The organism is Caulobacter sp. GW821-FHT09A05 (assembly GCF_059418465.1).
In genome coordinates, this window is record NZ_JBWKPX010000006.1 from 97,898 (window position 1) to 124,550 (window position 26,653).

17 protein-coding genes and 1 riboswitch are annotated in these 26,653 nt (G+C 69.5%); of the genes, 5 read left to right on the plus strand and 12 right to left on the minus strand.

The features are described 5' to 3' along the window. Positions 1–156 precede the first annotated feature (156 nt). A complete protein-coding gene (locus tag AC07NX_RS07930) occupies positions 157–1,686 on the minus strand; it encodes a helicase HerA-like domain-containing protein (protein ID WP_494640628.1) in 1,530 nt (509 codons plus the stop codon). A gap of 116 nt (positions 1,687–1,802) precedes the next feature. On the opposite strand from AC07NX_RS07930, the gene AC07NX_RS07935 reads away from it, so the two are divergent. From AC07NX_RS07935 to AC07NX_RS07945, 3 genes are all read left to right on the plus strand, one after another. Continuing rightward, on the plus strand, positions 1,803–2,948 hold the full coding sequence (locus AC07NX_RS07935; protein ID WP_494640630.1) for an AI-2E family transporter: 1,146 nt from the start codon (positions 1,803–1,805) through the stop codon (positions 2,946–2,948). A 269-nt stretch (positions 2,949–3,217) separates the two neighbouring features. Then, positions 3,218–8,068 (plus strand): NAD-glutamate dehydrogenase, encoded by a 4,851-nt coding sequence (locus AC07NX_RS07940; protein WP_494640632.1) that lies wholly within the window; start codon positions 3,218–3,220, stop codon positions 8,066–8,068. A gap of 131 nt (positions 8,069–8,199) precedes the next feature. After that, positions 8,200–9,432, plus strand: coding sequence for a DUF418 domain-containing protein (locus AC07NX_RS07945; protein ID WP_494640634.1), 1,233 nt, complete (start codon positions 8,200–8,202; stop codon positions 9,430–9,432). A gap of 16 nt (positions 9,433–9,448) precedes the next feature. Here AC07NX_RS07945 and AC07NX_RS07950 read toward each other — a convergent pair whose 3' ends face one another. The 3 genes from AC07NX_RS07950 to AC07NX_RS07960 all read right to left on the minus strand — a co-directional run bounded on the left by AC07NX_RS07950 (position 9,449) and on the right by AC07NX_RS07960 (position 11,139). Beyond that, a complete protein-coding gene (locus AC07NX_RS07950; protein WP_494640636.1) occupies positions 9,449–9,793 on the minus strand; it encodes a hypothetical protein in 345 nt (114 codons plus the stop codon). After that, positions 9,790–10,263 carry a hypothetical protein gene (locus AC07NX_RS07955; protein ID WP_494640638.1) on the minus strand — a complete coding sequence of 158 codons (474 nt, stop codon included), beginning with the start codon at positions 10,261–10,263 and terminating at the stop codon, positions 9,790–9,792. Before AC07NX_RS07955 ends, AC07NX_RS07950 begins: the two co-directional genes overlap by 4 nt. An 87-nt stretch (positions 10,264–10,350) precedes the next feature. Further along, positions 10,351–11,139 (minus strand): dienelactone hydrolase family protein, encoded by a 789-nt coding sequence (locus AC07NX_RS07960; protein WP_494640640.1) that lies wholly within the window; start codon positions 11,137–11,139, stop codon positions 10,351–10,353. A gap of 435 nt (positions 11,140–11,574) precedes the next feature. Between AC07NX_RS07960 and AC07NX_RS07965 the strand changes: the two genes are divergently transcribed. Next, on the plus strand, positions 11,575–12,183 hold the full coding sequence (locus AC07NX_RS07965; protein WP_494640642.1) for an exopolysaccharide biosynthesis polyprenyl glycosylphosphotransferase: 609 nt from the start codon (positions 11,575–11,577) through the stop codon (positions 12,181–12,183). A 96-nt stretch (positions 12,184–12,279) separates the two neighbouring features. Here the strand turns inward: AC07NX_RS07965 and purH are convergent, their stop codons facing one another. From purH to AC07NX_RS07995, 6 genes are all read right to left on the minus strand, one after another. Then, complete coding sequence (gene purH, locus AC07NX_RS07970) at positions 12,280–13,869, minus strand: bifunctional phosphoribosylaminoimidazolecarboxamide formyltransferase/IMP cyclohydrolase (RefSeq protein ID WP_494640644.1); 1,590 nt, start codon at positions 13,867–13,869, stop codon at positions 12,280–12,282. Positions 13,870–13,897: 28 nt separating this feature from the next. After that, a riboswitch (ZMP/ZTP riboswitch) is annotated at positions 13,898–13,978 on the minus strand. Between the two features lie 117 nt (positions 13,979–14,095). Further along, positions 14,096–15,913, minus strand: coding sequence for a heparin lyase I family protein (locus tag AC07NX_RS07975; protein ID WP_494640646.1), 1,818 nt, complete (start codon positions 15,911–15,913; stop codon positions 14,096–14,098). A gap of 520 nt (positions 15,914–16,433) precedes the next feature. Continuing rightward, on the minus strand, positions 16,434–18,161 hold the full coding sequence (locus AC07NX_RS07980) for a PAS domain S-box protein (protein WP_494640648.1): 1,728 nt from the start codon (positions 18,159–18,161) through the stop codon (positions 16,434–16,436). Between the two features lie 111 nt (positions 18,162–18,272). Then, on the minus strand, positions 18,273–20,036 hold the full coding sequence (locus AC07NX_RS07985; protein ID WP_494640650.1) for a heparinase II/III family protein: 1,764 nt from the start codon (positions 20,034–20,036) through the stop codon (positions 18,273–18,275). A 9-nt stretch (positions 20,037–20,045) separates the two neighbouring features. Further along, positions 20,046–20,705 carry a ribulose-phosphate 3-epimerase gene (rpe, locus tag AC07NX_RS07990; protein ID WP_494640652.1) on the minus strand — a complete coding sequence of 220 codons (660 nt, stop codon included), beginning with the start codon at positions 20,703–20,705 and terminating at the stop codon, positions 20,046–20,048. A gap of 100 nt (positions 20,706–20,805) precedes the next feature. Continuing rightward, complete coding sequence (locus AC07NX_RS07995) at positions 20,806–22,086, minus strand: RsmB/NOP family class I SAM-dependent RNA methyltransferase (RefSeq protein WP_494640654.1); 1,281 nt, start codon at positions 22,084–22,086, stop codon at positions 20,806–20,808. Positions 22,087–22,155: 69 nt separating this feature from the next. Here AC07NX_RS07995 and AC07NX_RS08000 point away from each other — a divergent pair, with 69 nt between their 5' ends. Then, on the plus strand, positions 22,156–22,356 hold the full coding sequence (locus AC07NX_RS08000) for a DUF1674 domain-containing protein (RefSeq protein ID WP_035075639.1): 201 nt from the start codon (positions 22,156–22,158) through the stop codon (positions 22,354–22,356). 6 nt (positions 22,357–22,362) lie between these two features. Here AC07NX_RS08000 and AC07NX_RS08005 read toward each other — a convergent pair whose 3' ends face one another. Beyond that, on the minus strand, positions 22,363–25,479 hold the full coding sequence (locus AC07NX_RS08005; protein WP_494640656.1) for a GH12 family glycosyl hydrolase domain-containing protein: 3,117 nt from the start codon (positions 25,477–25,479) through the stop codon (positions 22,363–22,365). A 406-nt stretch (positions 25,480–25,885) separates the two neighbouring features. Beyond that, the gene (pyrF, locus tag AC07NX_RS08010; RefSeq protein WP_494640658.1) at positions 25,886–26,575 is read right to left on the minus strand and encodes an orotidine-5'-phosphate decarboxylase; all 690 of its coding nucleotides are present in this window, start codon (positions 26,573–26,575) and stop codon (positions 25,886–25,888) included. Between the last annotated feature and the right edge of the window lie 78 nt (positions 26,576–26,653).

Sequence of the window (26,653 nt, forward strand, 5' to 3'; positions counted from 1 at the left end):
GCTCAAGCGCAAGGCATACACACGCATAGGGCGCGGAAAAATGCGTCAAATTCGCACAATCCTGGCCGGAATGGCGCCGGAAACCGGCTGGAGGGCTTCCCTTTCCCGCCAACTGCCGAAAAGCCGCCAGCGTCCGCCCGAAGCTTGGCCTTTGACCTAGCGTCTCCGACTCATCCCGCCCATCAGGCCGCGCATGATCTCGCGTCCGGCCTGGTTGGCGATCGTCCGCAGCAGCGAGGTGGCGAAGGCCTCGCCCATCGACTGGCGGCTGGAGGCGCGCGGCCGCGGCGCGGCGCGGGCTTCCCGCGCCTCCTCGCGCTCACGCACCTTCTCGGCCGCGGCCCGCTGGCGTTCGGCCTCGGCCTGGGCGGCGGCCGTGTCGGCCTGCTGCTGGGCCTGGGCGGCGCGCCCTTGCAGGGTTTCGTAGGCCGAGGCGCGATCCAGCGCGGTGTCGTAGAGGCCCGCGACCGGGCTCTTGGCGATCAGGGCCGCGCGCTCCTCCGGCGTCAGCGGACCCAGGCGCGAGGCCGGCGGGCGCACCAGCGTCTTCTGGACGACGCAGGGCGCGCCCTTGGCGTCCAGGGTGGAGATCAGGGCCTCGCCGACGCCCAGGGCCTGGATGGTCTCGGCGGTGTCGAAGGCCGGATTGACCCGGAACGACTGGGCGGCGGCCTTCAGCCCCTTCTGGTCGGCGGGCGTGTAGGCGCGCAAGGCGTGCTGCACCCGGGCGCCCAGCTGGCCCAGCACCGCGTCGGGAATGTCGGCCGGGTTCTGGGTGACGAAATAGATGCCCACGCCCTTGGAGCGGATCAGCCGCACGACCTGCTCGATCTTCTCCAGCAGCGGCTTCTCCGCGTCGTTGAACAGCAGGTGGGCCTCGTCGAAGAAGAACACCAGCTTGGGCTTTTCGGGGTCGCCGACCTCGGGCAGTTCCTCGAACAGCTCTGACAGCAGCCACAGCAGGAAGGTCGAATAGAGCTTAGGCGACTGGATCAGCTTGTCGGCCGCCAGCAGGTTGACATAGCCGCGGCCGGCGACGTCGGTTCGCATCAGGTCGGCCAGTTTCAGGGCCGGCTCGCCAAAGAAGTTCTCGGCCCCCTGGCTTTGCAGGGTCAGCAGCTTGCGCTGGATCGCGCCCACCGTGGCCGGCGAGACGTTGCCGTACTGGGTGCCGATCTCGGCGGCGTGGTCGGCGACATATTTCAGGGCCGCCTGCAGGTCCTTCAGATCCAGCAGCAGCAGGCCGTCCTTGTCGGCGACGTGGAAGACCACGGTGAGCACGCCTTCCTGCACGTCGTTCAGCTCGAGCAGCCGCGACAGCAGGAGGGGACCCATCTCGGAAATGGTGGTGCGGATCGGGTGGCCCTTCTGGCCGAACAGGTCCCAGAAGACCACGGGCGGCGCGGACGGCGTCAGGGTCAGCCCCATGGACGCGGCGCGTTCCAGCATCCTGTCGTTGGGCGTCCCGATCGCGCCGACGCCCGAGAGGTCGCCCTTCACGTCGGCGGCGAACACCGGCACGCCGGCGTCCGAGAAGGCCTGGGCCATGACCTGCAGGGTGACGGTCTTGCCCGTGCCGGTCGCGCCGGCCACCACGCCGTGGCGATTGGATCGATCGAGCCGCTGGGTCACGGGTCCCTCACCCAGTCCAATGAGGATCTCGCCTTCGCCGATCGCCAGGGTCATACACAACGTCCTTCAGATTGAGAGCTTGAGCCTAGACCCGGCCTTGCGTCACGCCAATCGCCTCGCGCAATGTGGCGCCAGTCTTTTACAGGCCGTTCGAGAAAGAGAACCCGCCGATGTCCATCTCCCCGTCGATCACCGGCCGCAACGCCCTGGTGTTCCTGGCGGTCATCGCCGGAGCCGCCGCGCTCTACTGGATGCGCGGCATCCTCACGCCGCTGGCCATGGCGGTGTTCCTGGCGGTGATGATCGACAGCTTCGCCCGCGTGCTGGTCGAGCGCCTTCCGAGGTTCCCCAGGAACCTGGCCCTGCCGGCCGCGATCTTCCTGTCGATCGCCATGTTCGCGGCCTCGGTCTGGGTGGTCACCGCCAACGGCGCCAGCTTCGTGGGCCAGATCCGCGACTACGCGCCCCGCCTCAACGAGGTGATCGCCAAGGTCGCTTCGCTGGTCGGGATCAAGGTGGCGCCGACGATCGGCGACCTGATCAACCAGCTCAATCCCAGCAAGTACGCCGGGGCGGCGGCCCAGAGCCTGCAGAACTTCGCCTCCAACGCCATACTGGTGCTGATCTATCTGGGCTTCATCATCGCCTCGCGGCGCGGGTTCAGTCGCAAGATCGTCGCGCTCTATCCGCACCATGCCGAGCGCGACAGCGCGGTCCAGCTGTTCCAGCGCATCCGCAACGGGGTCGAGCAATACCTGTGGATCCAGACGGTCACCGGCCTGATGATCGCCGCCGCCGCCTGGGTGGCGATGATGCTGCTGCGCCTGGACAACGCCCTGTTCTGGGCCTTCCTGATCTTCGTGGCCGCCTACATCCCGATCATCGGCGGGGCGGTGGGCTGCATCCTGCCGCCGCTGTTCGCCCTGGTGCAGTTTCCCGACAGCTTCTGGCCGGCCCTGATCCTGTTCGGCGCGCTGGAGCTGATCTTCTTCGTGGTCGGCAACGTCATCTACCCGCGCATGCAGGGCGACAGCCTGAACATCGACCCGACGGTGGTGCTGTTGTCGCTGGCGGTATGGGGCGCGCTGTGGGGCGTGACGGGCATGTTCCTGTCCACGCCGCTGACCGTGGCCCTGATGCTGATCATGGCCCAGTTCGACGGCACGCGCTGGATCGCCATCCTGCTGTCGGAGGACGGCGATCCCAGCGGCGCGGGCCTGGACCGCAAGGCGCCGGGCGCGCCGGACAAGGAGCCGCCGGACAAAAAAACAGGTTCCGCATCGACTTCGCGACAGAAGTCGACAAAGGGGGCTTAAAATCTCAAATGGCCTTCCTATCTAGGTCCTGTCGGCAGCCCCCCATGCCGACCCCGCGCGACGCAGACCGATTTTCTGGAGCGTCCCATGCGGAACCGCCCGCCTCCCCCCGGCGGGCCCGCGCCGCCGGTTTCCCCCAACCGGCGGCGCTTCCGTGCCCGGTCCACGGCGTCCTCGTCTCGGTAAGATATTCCGCGCTTTTCCCTGGATACGGTTGAAACCGGGCCGGGAAAGGCTAGGTTGTCGCCAAAAATTCGCGAGGAAATCCCATGGTCGGTGCAAAACTTGACCCCAAGGCGGCCGCCGTTCAACCGGACGGTCTGATTTCGGCCTTCGGCGCGGCCCTGGGACAGGCGACGCTGACCGCGCCGCAGGTCCAGTTCGCCGCCCAGGCCCAGGAAGACTGGTCGGCCGAGGAACTGCCGGACTTCGATCCGGCCGATGTCGCCCACGCCCTGGTCGACTTCTGGCGGTTCGGCGAAACCGAATCCACGCCCCTTTCGATCCGCGTCCGCCCCGCCGTCCGCGCCGACGGGACCGACCTGAAGAGCGACCTGCTGGAGATCGTCCAGCCCGACCGCCCGTTCCTGGTCGACAGCATCATGGGCGCCATCGCCGAGCACGGCTTCTCGGTGCGGGCCATGTTCCACCCGGTGATCGACACCCCGGACTTGGGCGAGGGGGCCGGCCGGCGCTCGATGATCCAGGTCTATCTGGCTCCCGTGGGCGAGGACCGCGAGGCGGCCCTGGTCGAGGCCGTCCGCGACGCCCTGGCCGACGTCCAGGTGGCGGTCGACGACTTCGACGCCATGAAGGCCCTGATCCGCCGCTCGATCGCCGAGCTGCGCGCCTCCAAGGCGCCGATTCCCGAGGGCGAGCGCGAAGAGGGCCTGGCCTTCCTCGACTGGCTGGAGGGCGACCGCTTCGTGTTCCTGGGCGCCCGGGTCTACGACTATCCCCGCACGGCCGAGGGCGGCTACGCGGCCGAGGAGCCGCTGTATCAGCCCGAGGGCAGCTTGGGCGTGCTGCGCGACCAGACCCTGACCGTCCTGCGCCGGGGCAGCGAGCCGGCGATCCTGTCGCCCCAGGTCCGTGACCACCTGCTGCTGGGCGCGCCCCTGGTGGTGGCCAAGTCGAACCTGCGCTCCAAGGTCCATCGGCGCGGCTACATGGACTATGTCGGGGTGCGCCGCTACGGCGCCGACGGCAGGCCGTCGGGCGAGGTCCGATTCGTGGGCCTGTTCACCGCCGAGGCCTACGAGACCCCCGCCCACGAGGTGCCGGTGATCCGCCGCAAGGTCGAGCACGTGCTCACGGAGGCCGGCAAGGATCCCGAGGGCCACAGCGGCAAGCGCCTGCGCAATATCCTGGAGACCTGGCCCCGCGACGAGCTGTTCCAGATCTCCGAGGACGAGCTGCTGTCGATGGCCATGGGGGTGCTGCACCTCTACGACCGTCCCCGCGTGCGGCTGTTCGCCCGCAAGGATCCGTTCGACCGCTTCATCTCGGTGCTGATGTTCGTGCCGCGCGAGCGCTATGACAGCGGCGTGCGCGAGCGGGCCGGCCGGATCCTGGCCGAGGCCTATCAGGGCCGCGTCAGCGCCTACTATCCCAGCTTCTCGGACGCCCCCCTGGCGCGCGTGCACTATGTGCTGGGCGTGACGCCCGGCAGGCACGGCGAGCCGGACCTGGCGACGCTGGAGGCCGCCGTCGCCGAGACGGCCCGCACCTGGGATGACCGCTTCGAGGCCGCCGTGCGCGACGGCGGGGCGCCCGGCCGGGTCGCCGAGACCCTGGCCCGCTGGCAGGGCGCCTTCCCGCCCGGCTATCGCGACCAGTACGACGCCGCCGAGGCCCTGGCCGACCTGGCCGTGGTCGACGACCTGGGGGCGGACGAACAGGTGCGGGTCCGCGCCTTCCGCCTGGCCGACGACGACAAGCTGACCTTCCGCTTCAAGCTCTATCGGCCCGGCGCCGCGGCGCCCCTGGCCGACGTCCTGCCGATCCTCGAGCACATGGGCCTGAAGGCCCTGATCGAGGACGGGTTCAAGCTGGCGCCGACCCAGGGGGCCCACGCCAAGGTCTGGGTCCACGAGTTCACCCTGCGCGACGAGCGCGGCGAGCATCTGTCGTTCGGCGACATCAAGACCGCCTTCGAAGCCGCTTTCGTCGCCATCTGGACGGGCCGCGCCGAGAGCGACGGCTTCAACCGCCTGGTGCTGGAGCTGGGCGTCGGCTGGCGCGAGGCCGCCCTGGTCCGCGCCCTGGCCCGCTATCGCCAGCAGACCGGCCTGGATCCCAGCCAGGGCGTGCAGGAGCAGGCCCTGTCGGACAATCCCGGCGTCACCCGCCTGATCCTCGACCTGTTCCGCATCAAGTTCGATCCGGCCGTGCGCGCCGACCTGGCCGCGCGGGCGGAACAGGCCAAGGCCGTCGAGGCCAGCATCGGCGAGGCCCTGCAGGCGGTCGAGAGCCTGGACGCCGACCGCGTCCTGCGCCGCATCGCCGCCCTGATTGGCGCCATCCAGCGGACCAACTTCTTCCAGGTCGGTCCCGACGGCGAGCCCAAGCCCTATATCAGCTACAAGATCGCCTCGCGCGAGCTGGAGGACCTGCCGGCCCCCAAGCCCTATCGCGAGATCTACGTCTCGGCCCCGCACGTCGAGGGCGTGCACCTGCGCTTCGGCCCCGTGGCCCGGGGGGGCTTGCGCTGGTCCGACCGCCGCGACGACTTCCGCACCGAGGTGCTGGGCCTGGTCAAGGCCCAGCAGGTCAAGAACGCGGTCATCGTGCCGGTCGGCTCCAAGGGCGGCTTCTATCCGAAGGCCCTGCCGCGCGGCGGCGATCGCGACGCCATCCAGGCCGAGGCGATCCGGGCCTACAAGACCTTCCTGTCGGGCCTGCTGGACATCACCGACAACATCGACGCCGACAACAGGATCGTGCCGTCGGCCGGGGTGGTCGTCCATGACGGCGAGGATCCCTATCTGGTCGTCGCCGCCGACAAGGGCACGGCCACCTTCTCCGACATCGCCAACGGCGTGGCCGAGGACTACGGCTTCTGGCTGGGCGACGCCTTCGCCTCGGGCGGCTCGGTCGGCTACGATCACAAGGTGATGGGCATCACCGCCCGCGGCGCCTGGGAGGCGGTCAAGCGCCACTTCCGCGAACTGGGCAAGGACATCCAGGCCGAACCGTTCACCGCCGTGGGCGTCGGCGACATGAGCGGCGACGTGTTCGGCAACGGCATGCTGCTGTCCAGGCAGACCCGTCTGCTGGCCGCCTTCGACCATCGTCACATCTTCCTGGATCCCGATCCGGATCCGGCGATCTCGTGGGCCGAGCGCGACCGGATGTTCAAGCTGCCGCGCTCGTCCTGGGACGACTACGACAAGAGCCTGATCTCCAAGGGCGGCGGGGTCTTCGCCCGCTCGCTGAAATCCATCCCCCTGTCGCCGGAAGTCCGGGCCCTGTTCGAGATCAAGGCCGAGACGGTGACCCCGGCCGAGCTGCTGACCGCGATCCTCAAGTCGAAGGCCGAGCTGCTCTATCTCGGCGGCATCGGCACCTATGTGAAGGCCCGGGGCGAGAGCCAGGCCGAGGCTGGCGACAAGGCCAACGACGCCATTCGCGTCAACGGCGCCGACCTGCGGGTCAAGGTGGTGGGGGAGGGGGCGAATCTGGGCCTGACCCAGGCGGGGCGGATCGAGTTCGCCCAAGCCGGAGGACGCCTGAACACCGACGCCATCGACAACTCGGCCGGCGTCGACAGCTCCGACCACGAGGTCAATATCAAGATCCTGACCGGGATTCTGGAGCGGGGCGGCGTCCTGACCCGCGAGGCCCGCAACCGGCTTCTGCCGACCATGACCGACGACGTGGCCGGCCATGTGCTGTCCGACAACTACGACCAGACCCTGGCCCTGTCGCTGATGGAAAGCGATGCGGTCTCCGAGGTCGAGTCCCACGCTCGGTTCATGGCCGAGCTGGAGGCCAAGGGCCGGCTGGATCGCAAGGTCGAGGGCCTGCCGGAAGCGGCGGCCCTGGCCGACCGCGCCAAGGCCGGCAAGGGCCTGACCCGGCCGGAAATGGCCGTGCTGCTGGCCTATGGCAAGATCGACCTGTTCGACGACATCGTCGCCTCGCAGGCGCCGGACGATCCCTGGTTCGAGGCGACGCTGAGGGGCTACTTCCCGCCGGCCCTGGGCCAGTACGGCGACGCCATGCAGCAGCACCGCCTGAAGCGCGAGATCATCGCCACGGTGCTGGACAACCAGATGATCAACATGTGCGGCCCGACCTTCCCGAGCCGCCTGCGGGCCGCCGCGGCCTGCGACACCACGGCCCTGGTCATCGCCTTCGCCGCCGCGCGGGAGATCCTCGGGATCGACGCCCTGTGGGACCAGGTCTCGGCCTTGGACGGCAGGGCCTCGGCCGGCGGCCAGCTGGCCCTGTACAAGGCCCTGGCCTACGCCTTGCGCAGCCTGACCTTCTGGCTGGCCCGCCGGGCTTTCAAGGACAAGTCCGCCGTCGGGGCGCTGGTCGAGGCCTATGGGCCGTCGGTCAAGGCGCTGTCGGCCCTGGGATCCGCGATCCTGTCGCCGTTCGAGCAGAAGGCGGTCGCCAAGCGGACCAAGGCCTATGTCGCGGACGGCGCGCCGGAGGCCCTGGCCCACGCCGTGGCGGCCCTGCAGCCGATGACCACGGCGGCCGACCTGGTGGACCTGGGCAACGCCTCCAGCTGGTCGGTGCAGAACGTGGCCCGCCTCTATCACCAGGTGGGCGCGGCCTTCGGCTTCGATCGCCTGCGCTCGGCGGCGGGTTCGTTCGTGGGCGGCGACGCCTTCGAACGCCTGGCCGTCCGCCGCCTGATCGAGGACATGCTCGGCGAGCAGACGGCCATCACCCAGGCGGTGCTGAAGTTCGTGGCCAACGCCCAGGCCGGCGACGACGAGGCCTCGGCCAAGGCGGCGGTCAGCTCGTGGGCGGCCCTGCGCGCCGAAGGCGTCCGCGCCGCCAGGCGCACGGTCGAGGACGTCGAACAGGCCGGCGGCGGCTGGACCTTCGCCAAGCTGACGATCGCCAACGCGGCCCTGCGGGGCCTGGCGACGGCCTCTTAGGCGCGCGCCGAGCAGGGATATGCCACCGTGGTATGTCCCCGCCGCCCGAGCGACATCTCAGGGTTGTCTCGACTTCCCGGGCGGTCCAGGATCGCCGTGGTCGGCGTGAGCTTGGTGTTCGGGGGCGTTGGATGGGCAAGGATCGTATCGTTCTGCTGGACTCCCTGCGGGGTCTGGCGGTGCTGGGCATCCTGCTCTGCAACATCCCGATCTCGGCCGAGCCGCACGCGGTGGCCACCAGCCTGACCCTGTGGCCGCTGGGCATGGCCCCGGCCTCGGTGGCGGTGTGGTGGGTCACCCAGGTGTTCTTCCAGCAGAAGTTCTATTCGATGTTCGCCATGCTGTTCGGCGTCTCGGTCCTGCTGGTCGGCGGGGAGGGCGGCGACGGGGCCGACTCCAGGGAACGGCGCAGGATCCTGGTCCTGCGCCTGGTCAGCCTGCTGGCGATCGGCCTGTTCCACGGCCTGGTCATCTGGCAGGGCGACGTGCTCAACACCTATGCGATCGTCGGCCTGCTGGCCATGTGGGCGCGCTCCTGGCCGGCCAAGCGCCTGCTGCAGGCGGGGATCGGCCTGCATCTGGCGCTTTCGGCCTGGGGCGGCTGGAGCCTGCTCAAGCATGCGGCCGAGGGCGGCGGCGACCCGCCGCCGGCCGCCATGGCCAAGTTCCTGGGCCAGGTCCATGCCGACAGCCTCCAGTACGCCGGAAGCTTCGCCCAATCGTTCGTCCAGAACGCCAGGGACTATTGGGACTACGTGTTCGAGTCCTTCACCCACTGGCCCCAGACCTGGCCGCTGCTGGTGCTATCGCTGATGCTGATCGGCATGGGGCTCTACAAGCTGGGCGTCCTGTCGGGCAAGGCGTCGACCAGCGTCTATCAAGGTCTGATCGGCGCGGGCCTCGGGGCCCTGGTCATCGTCGGCATGGCCGAGACGCTCTACGCCGTGCTGCCGACCCATCCCTGGGCGCCGCGGGCCATGGCCCGCTGGCTGCAGAGCGCCACGGCCCCCGTGGTCAGCCTGGCCTATGTGGGCCTGATGGTGCTGGCGACGCGGGCCCGGGTCTGGAGGGCGATCCCGGCCGTGCTGGCGCCGGTGGGCCAGATGGCCTTCACCAACTACCTGACCCAGTCGATCCTGATGACGACGCTGCTGTACGGCGGCCGCGGTCCGGGGCTGTACGGCAAGGTCGATCGGCCGTTCCTGGCCGCCGCGGTCGCGGTGATCTGGCTGCTGCAGATCCTGTGGTCGCGCTGGTGGATGGCGCGCTTCACCATGGGGCCGCTGGAGTGGCTGTGGCGGCTGGCCTATCGCGGTCCCATGCCCCTGCGCCGCGAACGCCCGACGGCGCCGGTCGCCGCCTGACGGGGGCGGAGGCCGTCTAGCTGGGCGGTCGGGAATTGAGGAAGGTGTCCAGCGCCGTGTTGATCACGGTCAGGGTCACCGCGTCGCGCAGCCGCTGGGCCTCGGCCTGGCTGATCCCTGCGGCGGTGTAGCCGGCGATTTCGGTCAGGTCGGTCTCGCCCTGGACCAGGTTCCGGAACTCGGCCTGGCTCAACTGGCCGGCCGCCAGTTGGCCGGTCCAGAGCGCCAGGTTGGCCTTGGCCCTGTCGAGGGCGGTCTGGGCCATCGCCTTCACCTGGTCGGAATAGCCCTCGAAGCTGTCCTGGCCCAGCACCGAGAGGTTGGCCCTGGCGGCGGCCAGGAAATCGTCGAACTGGCTCATGACGCGCCGCCTTCCTCGATCTGGCCGCAGGACGTGGCTTGCCGCTTGTTGGCCTCCAGGCAGAGGATGTAGTCGAAGGCCCGTCCGATCTGGATCTTCTTCTGGTCGCGGAAGGCGGGGCTCAGCGCGCCCTGGCTTCGCCACAGGGCGATCGTCCCGCCATAGAGCGCCCGGCCGGGATCGCGCAGCACCGACCATTGCCGCGCCGAGAAGGTGTTGAGCGGATCGACCGCCGCCGCCGCGGCCGCCGCGTCGATCCGGGCCGTCAGGGCGGCGACCTCGGCGGCGTGATTGGCGTAGGGCTCCCCGGCCACGTCCAGCAGCGACAGGGTCTGGGCCTTCAGGCTGGCGGCGTTGACCTGGGCGGACGCATCGGGAAGCGGCGCCATGGGCGCGCAGGCGATCGGCGCCACGGCGGGCAGGGTGAGGGTCAGGGCGAGCAGGGCTCGCGCGATCGGCGCCAGCTTCATGGAAGGCCTCCCGCTAGGTGGCGCGACCCTGGCATACAATCTCAAACGGCACAATCTCAGCGGGAATGGCGCCCGTGCAGGGCGAGTTCAGCTCGCCCGCGCCACGGCCAGGGCCTGGGCGAAATAGTCCTGGGTCCGGGCGAACAGGTCGGGCCGATATCGGGCGCGCGGATCGTTGGCGCGGTCGTCATCGAAGGCGTGGGTGGCGTCCGGATAGAAGGCGGTGTCCACGGCCAGGCCGTCGCGCCTCAGGCGTTCGAGCGCGCGTTGCGGATATTTCCAGCCCACCACCTGGTCCTTGCCGCCGACCACGGAGAACACCTTGGGGCCCATGGCGCCCTCGAGCGCGGCGCCCCATCCCCGGCTGGAGGTCAGGGACGGATAGGCCGCGTACGGATAGACGAGCAGGGCGGCCTTGACCCGCGTGTGCAGTTTCAGGGGATCGGCGTCGACGATCCCGGTGGCGTGGGCGGCGTTCGGCCCGATCGCGTAGCCGTCCATGATCGCCCAGCCGCCATGGCTCCAGCCGGCCAGGAACACCCGATCGGGATCGGCCCAGGCCTGGCGCTCCAGCCAGGCCAGCATGGCGAAGATGTCGCCCGATCGCCTGAGGCCCTGTAGCGTCGTCCCCGTGCAGACCGTCAGCTTGGCCCGCAGGGGCGAGATCCCGCGGGGCGCGAAGCTGTCGACCACCACGGCCGCCCAGCCGGCCTCGACGGCGACCCGGGCGTAGGTCTCCAGGAACGGCGTCTTGCCGCCGCAGCCGTGCAGGATCAGCGCCACGGGGAAGGGGCCCGGCCCCGAAGGCCTGAAGACCTTCGAGGCGCCGGCGACCCTGGCGCCCCATTCGGCGGAGGTCATGGCGGCGCTCGGCATCACATTCTCCCGTGGGTCGCGAGCGACATGAAATTTTCAATACGGGGCTGCATGGCCCAATTCGAGACACTAGGTTGGTGTCTCAAGAATCTGATCCATGTCGGGAAGCGACAAAAGAGTGTCGAAACGATCTGGCGTTGTGGCGAAAAAACATGCCGTTGCTGTCGCTTGAACAACCAGATCGCAAAAAACAGCTTTCGCGTGTTCCCTTATGGCTTCTGGATTGTTAATGGGGATCTCATTGTGGACCAAGAGACAATCTCAGCAAAGCTCTCGAACAAGCCACCGTTCGAAATGGCTGAGCTTGGAAACTTGACTGGCGCGACCCTTGCTAGGGATGACTCCGAGGGCGCTATTCCATCGGCCCGGCACGAAGGACGGATGAGGTCTGATATGGAACAGGGGTACGCCATTACTAGCTTGGAACGGCCGAGCATGCCTCGCACTGGCCCGGCCTACAGCCTTCAGAAGCGTTTTCTCGATATCGCCGGCTCGCTCGGCCTGCTGATCTTCCTGGCGCCGACGCTTTTGCTGATCGCGCTGGCGGTCAAGTTGGACAGCCGCGGGCCTGTCCTGTTCGTGCAAAGACGGACGGGCCTGAACGGCGTGCCGTTCCGCGTCTACAAGTTTCGTTCGATGACGGTCGCCGACGACGGCGACGTCGTGAAGCAGGCCACCCGCAACGACAGTCGCGTCACCCGCGTGGGACGCTTCCTTCGCCGCTCCAGCCTCGACGAGCTGCCGCAGCTCCTGAACGTGCTGAAAGGGGACATGTCGCTGGTCGGACCGCGCCCTCACGCCCTGGCCCACGACGAGTATTACGGCTCCAACATCCCCGACTACCACAAGCGCTTCCGGACCCGCCCGGGGATCACCGGCCTGTCGCAGGTCAAGGGCTTCCGTGGCGAAACCGAAACGGTCGCCGACATGGAGCAGCGCATCCGGTTCGACAACCTCTACATCGAGAGCTGGTCGATCCTGAAGGATGTTTGGATTCTGGTCTCGACCGCCGTCGTCGTGCCGCTGCAGCGCACGGCCTACTGAGAAGCGCCGCCCTGTTTCAAAAGAAGCCGCCCCGAAGCCTGGCTCCGGGGCGGTTTTTGTTTGAGTCTTTCCCGAGCCCCGCCCGGTGGACATGCTTTAGTGGCGGAACACCCGCACGCCGGTGAACGCCATGGTCAGGCCCAGCTTGTCGGCGGCCTCGATCACCTCGGGGTCGCGCATCGAGCCGCCGGGCTGGATGATCGCCGTGGCCCCGGCCTCCGCCGCCTGGATCAGGCCGTCCGCGAACGGGAAAAAGGCTTCCGAGGCGCAGGCGCAGCCCTGCAGATCCAGGCCGAAATCGGCGGCGCGCAGCGCCGCGATGCGGGCGCTGTCCTTGCGGTTCATCTGGCCGGCCCCGACGCCCAGGGTCTGGCCGGCGCGGGCGTAGACGATGGCGTTGGACTTGACGTGCTTGCCGACGGTGAAGGCGAACAGCATGTCGCGCACCTCCTCGTCCGTGGGCTGACGCTGAGTGACGATCTTCAGGTCCGAGGCCTTGATCCTGGCGTCGTCGCGGGACTGGACCAGGAAGCCGCCGGCCACCGACTTGAAGGTGTCGCCAGCCGAGAGGGCGTCCGGCAGGCCGCCGGTGACCAGCAGGCGCAGGTTCTTCTTGGCGGCGAACACCGCGATCGCGTCGTCGTCGGCTTCCGGGGCGATCACCACCTCGGTGAAGATCTCGACCATCGCCTCGGCCGCCTGGCGGGTCAGGCGCGAGTTCACGGCCACGATGCCCCCGAAGGCCGAGGTCGGATCACAGGCCAGGGCGCGCTCATAGGCCTGGCGCTGAGTGGCGCCGACGGCCACGCCGCAGGGGTTGGCGTGCTTGATGATCGCCACGGCCGGGCCCTGGGCCGGGTCGAACTCGGCGATCAGCTCGAAAGCCGCGTCGGTGTCGTTGATGTTGTTGTAGCTGAGTTCCTTGCCCTGCAGCTGGGTGGCCGTGGCCACGCCGCGGCGCGGATTGGGGAAGGTGTAGAAGGCCGCCTTCTGGTGAGGGTTCTCGCCATAGCGCATGGTCTGGCGCAAGGTCCCGGCGATCGACTTGCGGGCCGGGAAGTCCTGGCCCAGCTGGGCGGCGAACCAGGTGGAGATCGCCGCGTCATAGGCCGCCGTGCGGGCGTAGGCGCGGGCCGCCAGGGCCTGGCGCAGGGCCAGGGTGGTCCCGCCGGCCTTCAGGGCTTCCAGCACCTCGGCCAGGTCCGAAGGATCGGTGCAGACCGCGACATAGCCGTGGTTCTTGGCCGCCGAGCGGATCATGGCCGGGCCGCCGATGTCGATGTTCTCGACGCATTCGGCGTAGGACCCGCCCTTCGCGACCGTCGCCTCGAACGGATAGAGGTTCACGTACAGGATATCGATGCCGCCGATGCCGTGGTCGGCCATGGCCTTGGCGTGCTCGGGGGCGTCGCGGACGCCCAGCAGCCCGCCGTGCACGATCGGGTGCAGGGTCTTGACCCGGCCGTCCATCATCTCGGGGAACTGGGTCAGGTCCGAGACGTCCTTGACCGGGACGCCGGCCGCGGCGATCGCCGCCTTGGTGCCGCCGGTCGAGACCAGCTCGACCCCGGCCGCGTGCAGCACCTGGGCGGCCTCGACCAGGCCGGTCTTGTCGGACACCGACAGCAGGGCCCGCTTGGGCGCGACGAGATCGGGGGCGGACGGATAGTCGGGGGCGGCGGGCACGGCGGACTCCTCGGGTCTGTTGACGACGGAACGGAGCCCAGGCGCGCGGCGATCGAGGTCCGCGCTCCCCGATGGTTGCCCATCACTAGCGCCAGTCACGCGAACGGCGCGGAAAATACGGGGGCGGGCGGGGGAGTCAATGCAGGCCGTCGATCGCCGCCGCGCCCGCCGCCGAATCCTTCGCCGATCTCGCGCCGGCCCCAAAGGACCGGCGCGCCGGCTGGCCTCAGAGGATGAAGTCGCTGGCGACCAGGGTCGGCCCGTAGACGATCAAGGTCGCGTCGGCGACGTGGTCGAGGTTGTTGTCGAGCTGGACGGTGTAGTAGTTCGCGCCCGCCGGGTGCGTGACCAGCAGTTCGCCCGCCACCCCGTGGAACTGGCTCACCAGGGTGAAGGCGGTGTCGCCGTTGGCGGCCTTGCCGTCCGCGTCGATGGCGCTGAAGTCCAGCTTGTCGATCCCGGACTCGAACGCGTTGATGGTCTCGTACTTGCCGATCGGCAGGTCGGTCTTGGCCAGGAACTGGAACAGGTCCTTGCCGGACCCGCCGTCCATCGTGTCGGAGCCCGCGCCGCCGACCAGGATGTCGGCGCCGCTGCCGCCCAGCAGGCGGTCATTGCCGTCGCCGCCGCTGATGAAGTCGTTGCCGCCCATGCCGTCGATGCGGTCGTCGCCCGCCTCGCCATAGAAGCTGTTGGCCTGAGCCCCGCTGTCCGACAGGTTGTCGGCGCCGGCGCCCGCATAGACGGTGCTGGCGCTTTTGGTCACCAGGGTGTCGGAGCCGCTGCCCAGCTTCCAGACCTCGATCGAGCTGACCGTGTCGATGAAGCCGTCGCCGGTGTTGACCACGCCGGTCGCCTCGTTGCCGACGATGGCGGTCGTGACGTCCGACCAGTCGCCGGTGTCGCGGCCCAGGCCGCCGTCGAGCGCATCGTTGCCCGCACCGCCGTGCAGGACGTCGTCCCCGGCCTTGCCGTAGAGGAAGTCATGGCCGGCACCGCCGTCGAGGAGGTTGGCGAAGTCGTTGCCCGTGAGCTTGTCGGCGCCCGACCCGCCCGTCAGGTTCTCGATGTTGATGAAGGTCATCGAACCCAGCGTCGTGGTCTGGGCGCTGGTCACGCCCAGGTCGATGATCATGGCGCTGGTCAGGCCCTTGAACGAGACCGTGTCGACGCCCGCGCCGCCGTCCAGCTCGTAGGCGCCGTTCACGGCCATCAGGATATCGTTGCCGGCGTCGCCATGCAGGATGTCGGTCTTGGAGGCGCTCGTCAGGGTGTCGGCGTTGGCGGTGCCCGAGACGATGGCGTGGATCGGCGCGGCGGGCGTCACCGGGGTCACCGGCGCTGCGGCCGGCGCGGCCAGGACGCTGTCGGCGAGTCCGATGCTGGCCGACGGCTGGGGAATGACCGTGTCGCTGACGGTCTTGATGGAAAGGCCCTTGAAGTTCGCCGCGAAGGTCTCGGGAGACGTCTCCCGATAGACCCCCTCCTTGAAATAGGCCCCGACAAGGTCGTTGAAGCCGAGGGCGCCGTGGAAGTCGACCAGCTCGACGCCGTTGCGCCAGACCACCAGGTGGCCTTGCCCGAAGGGGTCGAACTTGATCTGGATCTTGAAATCGTACCACTGGCCGCGGGCGATATCCGCGCTGTCGGTATAGTGCCGGACATAGCGTATGTCGGCTTCGGTCGAGATGGCCGCGCTGGAATCGCGGGTCACGACGCGCATCTTCTCGCCGACCATCTCGAGGGCGAACGCCGGGCTGTGGCCGGCTTCGCCCTTGTCGAAGGTCGATTGCAGCTGCACCAGGGTCATCCAGTCGGCGGTGTTCTTCGCGCCTGGTTCGACCATGACGCTGAAGCTGATCTCGTACGTCTGCCCGATCTGCATCTTCGCGGCGCTCGCGATCTCCGACCGCTCCTTGGTCGGGCCATCGCCCGCCAGGTTGTCGCCGGCCCGCACTTCGAATCGCGAGACGCCGTTGGCCACCTGGTAGTTCCAGCCGTTGCCGACATTCTGCACGTAATAGACTTGGTTTTCCGAATTCATGGTCATGCTCCCCGACCCCGGGGAAAATGGCCAAGCGTCCTATATTCGCGTTTAAGAAATTCGGATAAAAGAGTCCTAATAAGATAATGGACGGATGGATTGCGGTCTTGGTTTGGTGATCAAGGTGTTTTGTTAAATTAATTTTCAGTAAATAAAAGCCAATTGGACCTGGATCGACAAGGTATAATTGTTACTGTTCTTGAAATTATGCTTTAACTTGTGAAAATCGCAGAGTATTAAAGGTCGCAGAGTGGCCGTGTTCGGCGTGGTTGAGCGCGTTAACGATCGGCGAGATCTGGAACAAGCTTTTGTCGATGCGTCGTGTCCGCGCGGCTTGGCGTCCCCCGACACTTGCTAAGCTTGGCCATTGCAGGAGCGCCGTTCCAGGGGCCATCGCGCCGGCGTGGCGAAACGACGCGCTGCGCCGCAGCAATAATTTTGCGCGGAGATCGGCGTCTGGCTTGGGCTTCAGGGCGATATGAGCCTTCCGAGGCGCGATCGGCGCCGATCGGGAGGCGCCTCAGGCCAGCTTGACCGGCAGCACGGCGCGCACGCCCTCGGCGGCGAACACCAGCTTGGGCTGGCCGCCGAGATCGGCCGACAGGCCGCGGTCCAGCAGCCGGGTCCCGAAGCCTTTGCGGTCGGGAGGGGTCACCGGCGGGCCGTCGCGCTCGGCCCAGGTCAGGATCGCCCCGTCGTCGCCCGCCTGCTCCCAGGCTATGGCCACCTTGCCGGCCGGTGTCGACAGCGCGCCGTACTTGGCCGCGTTGGTGGCCAGTTCGTGCACGGCCAGGGCCAGGGAGAGGGCCGTGCTGGCGCCCACCCGCAGGCTGGGGCCGCCGATGCTCACCCGCCCTGGGTCGCGGTCGTCGACGAACGGAGCCACCCCCTGGCGGACGATGTCGTCCAGCGCCGCCCCCTCCCAGCTCTCGCGGGTCAGCACGTCGTGGGCGGCCGACATGGCCAGCAGCCGCTCGATCAGCCGCTCGCGCACCCGCACCGGCGTCTCGTCGGCCCGCAGGGTCTGGCGGACGATCGACTGGATCGAGGCCAGGGTGTTCTTGACCCGGTGATTGAGCTCGTTGATCAGCAGGCGCTGGCGGGCCTCGGCCGCCTTGGTCTCGGTCATGTCCATGGCCATGCCGATATAGCCCTGGAACTGGCCCCGGGCGTCGATCTGCGGCCGGGCGTTGGCGACCATCCAGCGATAGCCGCCGTCGCCGCACCGGAACCGGCCCTCGAAGCCCCAGGGGCGGGGGCCTTCGGGCGCGCCCCGGGCCGCCGCGCGTCGGGCTCCGATCGCGGCGATATCCTCCGGATGGATCAGGCCGATCCAGGCGTCGCCCAGCAGGGCCTCGGCCTCCATCCCGGCGAACTCGGCGAAGGCCTCGTTGGCGAAGGTGATCCCGCCCTCGGCCGAGGTCATCCAGACCGGGGCGGGGGCCGAGTCGGCCATGGCCCGGAACCGGGCCTCGCCTTCGCGCAGGCGGTCCTCGGCCCGCTTGCGCTTGGTGATGTCGGTGTGCACGCCGATCCATTCGCGGATCGAGCCGTCGGCCTCCAGGACGGCGACGGCGCGGACCGCGAAGTCGCGCCAGGCGCCGTCGTGGCGACGCACGCGATGCTCGAAAGTATAGGGGCCGCCCTGGGCGACGGCGACCTTCCAGGCCTTGAGGGTCGGCTCGGCGTCGTCGGGGTGGACCGCGGCGGCCCAGCCGAAGCCCTGGTATTCCTCCGGGGTCTGGCCGGTCAGCGCGGACCAGCCGGGCTGGTCGCCGACCATCCGCCCCGAAGCGTCGTTGGTCCATAGGATGCCGTCCACCGCGCCGATGGCGGCGCGGAACCGCGCCTCGCTGGCGGCCAGCTGGTCGTGGACCTCGACGCGGTCGGTGACGTCGCGGATGAAGCCCAGGAACACCGTCGCGCCCGCTTCCCCGAACGCGGCCAGCGACACCTCGACGGGGATTTCGACGCCGTCCTTGCGCACGGCCATCAGCTGGGACTTCTGGCGCTCGACCGGCGGTTCGGGCGAGGCCAGGCGCCGGGCCAGGATCTGGCGGTAGGTCGCCTGGTGGCGCAGCGGCGCCAGCACCTCGATCAGGCCTCGGCCCAGGATCTCGTCGCGCGGCCAGCCGAAGGCGGCTTCGGCGCGGGCGCTCCAGTCGAGGATCACGCCCTTGGGATCCATGACCACCACGGGGTCGATCGCGGTTCGCAGGATGGGTTGCAGCGCGACGAGGTTCGACATCCGCCCTCCCTCCGCCGACGCGATCGAAAACAGCTACAGGACGAGCCCGGGGCTGTGAATTCCGCCGCGGGACGCAGGCGTGGGGCCTAATGTCGCAGGCCCGCGCCGATCCTAGTGGTCGGCTGCTCGGGCCAGCTTCCAGCGGATCTTGGCGCCCTTCTCGGGACGCACCTGGCTCTTGAGCACGATGGCGCCGGCCCGCCGCGGATGGCCGTGGTCGAAATGGGCCGAGGGGGCGATGCTGACGTCGACGGCGTCGTTGCGCAGCCACCAGCCGACATTGGACGGCCCCTTGATCAGCACGCTCTTGCCGTCGCGGGCCAGCGAGGCGCGGGCGTCGGGATGCAGGTGGAAGGTGACCGTGAACGGCAGGTAGCGGCGCGGACCGTCGGGATTGGCCGAGCCGATCGGAACCAGGCTGTCCTCGCCGCGCAGCTCGTCGGCCTTGATGTCGAGATAGAGGCGCCGGGCGTGGGTCAGGCCCAGGCGGCGCCAGCCGTCGTGGACGATGTCCAGCCAGACGCCAGCGTCGGCGTCGTGGCGCTTGATCTCCACGTCGGTGGCCCCGTCGATCAGCCAGGGGCCCAGGGCCTCGGCCCGCCAGCCGGACAGCGGCCGGCCGGCCGAGCCGTCGCCCACCGACACGGTCGAGGCGGCGTCGGAGAGCCGGAAGGCGTTGGCGCCGGTCGCCTCGGGGCTCCAGCCGCAACTGGTGATCAGTCGGTCCTTGCCGAAGACGATTTCGACCGCGGCCGGCTGGGCGCAGGCGGCGACGCTGAGCGCGCCGACGGCCGGCGGGCCGGCGTCGGCCATCACCTGGATGCTGGCGCCCTGCATCTTCTGGTAGCCGACGTGCGGGGCGGTCTGGGGCGGGCGCAGGCCAGGGTCGTCATGGGCCAGGGCGGCCGCGATCCGTCGGGCGTCGACCGCCTCGCCGCCCTGGAAGGCGGCCAGGCAGCCGTCGGCCAGGGTGAAGAACCGCACCGACGCGCTCAGGCGGTCTATGGCCTGGCCCAGGCCCTCGGGCGCGGGACGGCCCCGCTGGCCCAGGGCGTCGTCGAGGGTCAGCAGGTCGAACAGCAGCTCCAGCCCCGCCTGCGGCGAGCGGCTGGCGTGGCCGCCGTCGGGCAGGACCGTGGCGTCCAGCAGGGCGGCCACCCGCTTCAGGCCCTGGACCATCAGCCGGTCGCTGACCTTGCCGGTCAGGGCGCAGCCGGCGATGGCCGCGACGACGGCGCGTTCAAGCTTGCGGTCGGGGGCGTCGGAGGCCTTGAGCAACTGGCGCGCGCCGCGGGCGATGTCCAGCGCCATGGCCGAGATCTCGGCGTCGGAGGCCTCCGGCGACAGGGCGCGGGCCGCGCAGGCCAGGTGGAAGGTGCGCCGCTCCAGGCGCTCGCCGCTCCACGAGAACACGTTCCAGGTCCCGAACACCCGCCGCCAGTCCTGCAGCAGGCGCAGGGCCAGGCGGGCGGAGCCGGGGCCGGCGGCCAGCAGGTGCGGCAGCCAGTCGAAGCCATGCAGGGCGATGGCGAACTGGCGGGTCGGGCTGGGCTGGTCGAAGGGGTCGCCGGTCTCGCCCAGTCGCAGGGCGCCGCCGTCCAGCACCATCAGGCCTTCCAGCAGCTGGCGGCCGCGCTCGGGATCGACGGGGCGCGGGTCGTGCGGGTGGGCGGCCAGGCCAACGGGGCGCGGCCGGCTGATCGCGGCCCGATGCGGCGGCGAGCCGAACCACTCGCGCTCGACATTGCCCTTGATCGCCACGCCCAGCGCCTTCAGGAACACCCCCTTGGTGCGCTTGCCGCGGCCACGGCTTTTAGGCCCGCCGGCCAGGGCGGAGGACTTGCGGGCGGAACCTGTCTCGGGAGCCCCCTCCATGCCGCTGGATCAGCCCCCCTTCAGGGCGCGGATATTGTCGGCATAGGCGGCGGGTCCGCCCTTGAACACCGCCGAGCCGGCGACCAGGGCCGTGGCCCCCGCCGCCGCGCATTGCGGGGCGGTGACCGGGGTGACGCCGCCGTCGACCTCGATGATGATGTCCGCGCCGGCCTTGTCGACCATCCGCCGCAGCGCCTCGACCTTGCGCAGCTGGCCGGGAATGAAGCTCTGGCCGCCGAAGCCGGGGTTCACCGACATCACCAGCAGCAGGTCGACGTCCTCGAGGATCCATTCGACATGGTCGATCGAGGTCGAGGGATTGAACACCACCCCGGCCTTGGCCCCCAGTTCGCGGATGCGTTTGAGCGAGCGGTGGAGGTGCGGGCCGGCTTCCGGATGGATGCTGATCAGGTCGGCCCCGGCGGCGCGGAAGGCTTCCAGGTACGGATCGGCCGGGCTGATCATCAGGTGGACGTCGAACGGGATGCTGGCGTGCGGCCGGATGGCTTTGACGATGTCGGGGCCGAGCGTGATGTTGGGCACGAAATGACCGTCCATCACGTCGACATGCACCCAGTCGGCCCCCGCCGCCTCGATGGCGGCGACCTCTTCGCCCAGCTTGGCGAAGTCGGAGGCGAGGATGGACGGGGCGATCAGCGGCGCGGTCATGCCCATGGCTTAGCGGGCTAAGGCTCGCGCCACAAGCGAGCCCGTCGCCGGTCGGGGGATTGCATCAAAAACTTGCCTCCCGGACCAGCCCGCGGCGTCGTCAGCGCTTCACGAACCGCGCCGCGAAGAAGCCGTCCAGCCCGCCTTCACGGTGGTGGGGCAGGATCCGCAACGTGCCGCGCGGCGTCAGGCTGGCGGCGGGAGCGCCGCCTTCCTCCGGGACGATCGGGTCCAGGGCCATGTCCGGGCGGCGGGCCAGGAAGGCCTCGACCTGGGCCTCGCCCTCTTCCGGCTCGAGGGAGCACACGCAATACACAAGGCGGCCGCCAGGCTTGAGGCGACCGGCGGCGCTGTCCAGCAGGCGGCCCTGGACGGCGGCCAGGCTGGCCACGTCGCCCGGACGGGCCGCCCACAGCACGTCCGGGTGGCGGCGGAAGGTGCCGGTGGCCGAGCACGGGGCGTCCAGCAGTACGGCGTCGAAGGTCCGCGCGTCGTCCCAGGCCCCGGCGTCGGCGGCGACCACCTCGGCGGCCAGGTTCAGGCGGGCCAGGTTCTCGGTGACGCGCTGCAGGCGGGCGGGCGAGCGGTCTACGGCGACGGTGGCCGCGCCCGCGGCGGCCAGCTGCAGGGTCTTGCCGCCGGGCGCCGCGCACAGGTCCAGGGCGGTCTGGCCGGGCCGGACGTCCAGCAGGCGGGCGGGGATGGCCGCGGCCGCGTCCTGCACCCACCAGATCCCGTCGTCGAAGGCGGGCCAGGCCGAGACGTCGCCCCGGCGCGCCGTGCGCAGCGTGCCGCCGGGCAGGATCTCGCCCTCCAGCTCGGCGGCCAGGGCGGCCGCGTCGGCGCCGGGTTTCAGCGACAGATCGGTGGCCGGCTCGAAGCCGATCTGGGCCGCGATCGCGTCGGCGGTGTCCTTGCCCCAGGCGCCGGCCCAGCGGGCGTAGAGCCAGGGCGGCGCCAGCTGTTCCGGCTCGGCCGAGGGGGCGCCATCGCGCAGCAGGCCGCGCAGCACGGCGTTGACCAGGCCCTTGAACGGCCGGCTGGCCTTGTTGGCGCCGGCCAGCTCGACGCTGGTGGCCACCGCCGCGAAGGCCGGGACGTCCAGGAAGAAGGCCTGGGTCGCGCCCAGGCGCAGCAGGTTGCGCACGCGTGGCGGCGGCTCCTTGGCCAGCTTGCCGGCCAGGGCGCGGTCGATGGGGCCCAGATGGCGCAGGGCGGCCATGGCCAGGGCGCGCGCGAAGGCCCGCTCCCGCGGTTCGAGAAAGCGGAAGGCGTTGGCCGAGGCGGCTTCGTCGAGGCCGCCGCGCCGCGACAGGGCCGCGTCGATGAGGGCGAGGGCGCCTTCCCGTGCGGGGAGGCCGTCGTTGAGTTCCTGAGTCACCCGCCCGCCGTGCCCCGAGGCGACGACGAGCGCAAGCTTTTTGGCGTCGACGATGCTAGGAAGGCGGTCATGTCCGAGACCGACCTGCCGCCTGGCGCGGCGCCCGACAAGCCGCTCGCCCCCGCCGCCCGCCGCGCCCTGGAAGAGGCCGCCGCCCGCCGCGCGGCCGAACACGCCGCCGCCCTTCCGACCGAGGAAGGCGGCCGCGACGGCCCTGAGCCGACGCGGTTCGGCGACTGGGAGCGCAAGGGCGTGGCGGTCGATTTCTAGGGCTGGCTACAGAATGAAATCGCCGTGGACCAGCGACGTCGTGTTGGCCAGCAGGATCGAGAAGTCCGCGTAACCATCGCCGTTGACGTCGGCCTGGACCATCAGGCCTCCGGCGGTGGCGCCGTAGCGGACCTCGCCGGCCACATGGTGGAAGGCGCTCTGGCCGATGAAGGCGAACGGGTCGTCGACGCCGCCGGCCACCGCGTCGATGGCCGACAGGTCGATGCGATCGCCCTGGGCGTGCGAGAAGTCGATGATCTTGTCGATGTCGCCCGCATTGAAGGCGCCGAACACGAACAGGTCCCCGCCCGCGCCTCCCTTCAGGACGTCGAAGCCCGCTCCGCCGGCCAGGGTGTCGGCGCCGCTTCCGCCGGTCAGGGTGTTGTTGAACGCCGAACCGTTCAACCGGACCCCGGCCGTGGCGCCGGAGGCGTCGACGTCCTCGAAGCTCGCCACATAGGCCGAGCCGCCGCTGACCTGGTTGGTCGAGAAGTTGCCCAGGTTCACGGTGGCGGCGGTGTTGAGCACCAGGGTGTCGCGACCGGCCCCGCCGTCGACGACGGTGTCGGCGGCGTCATAGACGATGCGGTCGTCGCCCGCCTCGCCGCGCACCTGGTCGACGCCCGCGCCGCCGTCGAGGACGTCGTTGCCAAGCCCGCCCTTGAGGGCGTCGGAGCCGCCGCCGCCCATCAAGGTGTCGGCGCCGCTTCCGCCCGTCAGGCTGTTGTTGGCCAGGGAGCCGGTGACGGTGACCCCGGCCACGGCCCCCGTGGCGTCGACATCCTCGAAACCGGAGACGTAGGCCGAGCCGCCGCTGACCTGGCTGGTCGAGAAGTTACCTAGGTTCACGGTGGCGGCCGTCTTGAGGACCAGGGTGTCGCGACCGGCCCCGCCGTCGATGACGGTGTCGGCGGCGTCGTAGACGACGCGGTCGTCGCCGGCCTCGCCACGTTGCTGGTCGGCGTCCGCGCCGCCGTCGAGAACATCGGCGCCGGCCCCGCCATTGAGCACATCGAAGCCGGCCCCGCCCCTCAGGGTGTCGGCGAAGGCCCCGCCGGCCAGCTTGTTGTTGAACTGCGAGCCGTCCAGGATGACGGCGCCGCCGGCGCCGGAGGCGTCGATGTCCTCGAAGCCGGAGACATAGGCCGAGCCGCCGCTGATCTGGCTGGTCGAGAAGTTACCCAAGTTCACGGTGGCGGCGGTGTTCAGGACCAGGGTGTCGCGACCGGCCCCGCCGTCGATGACGGTGTCGGCGGCGTCGTAGACGATGCGATCGTCGCCCGCCTCGCCGCGAACCTGGTCGACGCCCGCGCCCCCGTCGAGGACGTCGGCGCCAAGCCCGCCCTTGAGGACGTCCGAGCCCGCTCCGCCCATCAGGGTGTCGGCGAAGGCTCCGCCGGTCAGCCTGTTGTCGGCGCCCGACCCGTTCAGGACGACAGCGCCACTGGCGGTCGAGGCGTCGACGTCCTCGAAACCGGTGACCACGGCGCCGCCGCCGGCGACCTGGTTGACCGCGTCGCCCAGATTGACCGTCGCGCCGGCCTTCAGGACCAGGGTGTCGTGGCCAGCTCCGCCCGTGACGGCGACGGCCGTTCTGTCGTAGGTGAAGGTGTCGTCGCCGGACAGGTCGGGCGCGGCCTTCTCCGGTATGGCGACCGAGCCGGTGCTGGCCAGGATCGTCGTGGTGGTCACGCCCGAGCCTTCGACGTGCATGACCTTGGTCGAGCCGTCGGGGTTCCGGGTCCGAACGTCGAGGTCCAGATTGTTAATGGTCAGCGAGCCGGCGCCGGACACGACTTCGGAGCCCAGTTCCACGGAGGCGACGTAGTCGTTCGGGGAGACGAGATTCAGGCCTTTGAGCGTCGTCAGGATCCCGGCGATGTCGATCTGGCCCTTCGGCATGTCCTGGTCGAGGACGACGGCGGTGTAGGTCCAGTCACCGGCCTTGCTGGCGTAGATCTTGCCGGTCACCGAGCCGTTGGAATAGGCGCCGACCACTTCGCCCACGGGATCGAAATCGCCCTTGTGCACCCAGACCATGACTTCGGTGGTGACGGTGTCGGCGCCGCCGTTGGGGGTGTCGGTCAGCCAGATGTCGAACGAGACGTTGAAGCCGCCGGTGTTGCCCTTGTAGCTGACGTCGTAGTCGGCGGTCAGGGCCGTCAGGCTGCTGACCTGGGCGGGCAGGACGGTGGTGATGTCGCTGGCCTTGTGGCCGCCGCTCATCGGAGCCGGACCGAAGATCACCTCGGGATAGGCGCGGATGGTCGGATAGGGTTCGGTGACCACCGGGAACGACCAGTTGAAGGTGGTCTTGGCCGTCATGTCCGAGGCGCTGTAGGCGCTGTCGATCACATAGTCCTGGTTATAGATGAGCGTCCCGGGGTTCCAGACGTTGTTGAGCACGTACCAGCCGTGGGCGGTCCAGGCCTTGCCGGGTCCGACCAGCTGGGAGTAGCCGGCCGGAATGGCGGCGGGGTCGGCCTTCAGGCCGAAGTCGTAGGCGGTCAGGTTGGAGAGCGCGGTGTCGCGGATCACCAGGCTCTCGCCGTTGGCGAAGCCGAGCTTGACGTCGGCGCCGCTCTGGGTGGCCAGGGTCTGGAGCTGGGCGAAGCTGGTGACGCCGTAGCCGTTCAGCTGGATGACGTCGCTGCCGGGCTTGAAGTTCAGGATGGCGTCGGAGCCGTTGCCGGCCGCGACCTTGAACAGGTCGCCCTTCGCGCCGCCGACCAGGACGTCGTCGCCGGCCAGGCCGTTCAGCGTCGCGCCGACGGTTCCCGCCACGATGATGTTGTTCAGGGCGTTGCCGGTCCCGGCGGTTGATCCCGCGGAGTTCAGCAACAGGTTCTCGACATTGGCCGCCAGCGTCACCGCCCCCCAGAACCGGGCGTCGACGGTGTCGATCCCTTCGCCGGCCTTCTCGACCACGACCGAGGTGTTGTCCCACAGATAGTAGGTGTCGTCGCCCTTCCCGCCGACCAGGGTGTCGCCGCCCGAGCCATGGAACACGTCGTTCTTGCTCGACCCGAGCTGGGTTTCCTTGGCCGTGCTGTTGGCCACCCAGTTGCTGGGCGAGCCCGAGAGCAACAGCTCGAGCCCCTTGGCGGTGATATATTTTGGCATCGTACCCCTCCGACAAGGGAGGGTCTAAGCGCTTCACGCTGAACGATAAGTAGAACTTCGTGCTTAATCTGCGGTTATGATAGTATAACAGAGCGTTAAGTCTGCAACCTTGCCGTAAGTTGGGCCAGATTTCGCCCATAGGCAAGGTGTAATTCGAGTATATGCGATGGTTCTTCAGATATACTGAGGAAATTGCAAATACTGGACGGCATAAGCAGTTGCTTCGCCGCGCTCGAGATGGGCGAAGACCAAAAGCACAGCCCAGCGATCAAAGAGGCGCTGCGTTCGGGCGTGATAAGTCGCCGCCGGTCGAGGCCGACGAGCTCTCTGACGACTTGCCCGGGCGACGGCGGCGCGCCGTTATGTCGCGCCGTTCGGGAGGGGCGATCGTGCGGCCAGCGCGGCCTCAGACCCCGGCCATCTCGGCCGCCACCTTCAGCGCCGCCTCGCGCGGGTCGTTCGCCGCCGTGATCGGACGGCCGCAGACCAGGTGGCTGGCGCCGGCCTTCAGGGCGTCGGCGGGGGTGGCGGCGCGGGCCTGGTCGTTCTTGGCCGCCCAGAAGGGGCGCACGCCTGGCGTCACCACCAGGAAGTCGGGCCCGGCGATCTCGCGGGCCAGGGCGGCCTCGTGGGGGGACGAGACGATGCCGTCCACGCCGCAGTCCACCGCCTGGCGGATGCGCCGGGCGACCAGGTCGCGGGCGCTGAACGCATAGCCCATCTCGATCAGGTCGGCGTCGTTCAGGCTGGTCAGCACGGTGACGGCCAGGATCTTCAGGTCCGAGCCGCCCTTGGCCTTGACGGCCGCCTGCATCACCTGCGGCTCGGCGTGGACGGTCAACAGGTCGCAGCCGGCCCCGGCCAGCACCCGGGCCGAGCGTTCGACGGTCGCGCCGATGTCGTGCAGCTTCCAGTCCAGGAAGATCGACTTGCCCTCGCCCTTCAGCTCACGCGCCAGGGCCATGCCGTCGGTGGCTAGCAGCTCCAGCCCGATCTTGTAGAACGACACCGCGTCGCCCAGCGTCTCGACCATGGCGCGGGCCTCGGCGACGCTGGGCAGGTCGAGCGGCAGGATCAGGCGCGGATCGGCGGTCATGGAGACGTCCCCGGGTTGGCGCGCGGGCTCGCATCACCCTAAGAAGGATGCGGATCCGCGCGAATTGAAGGCTAAGCA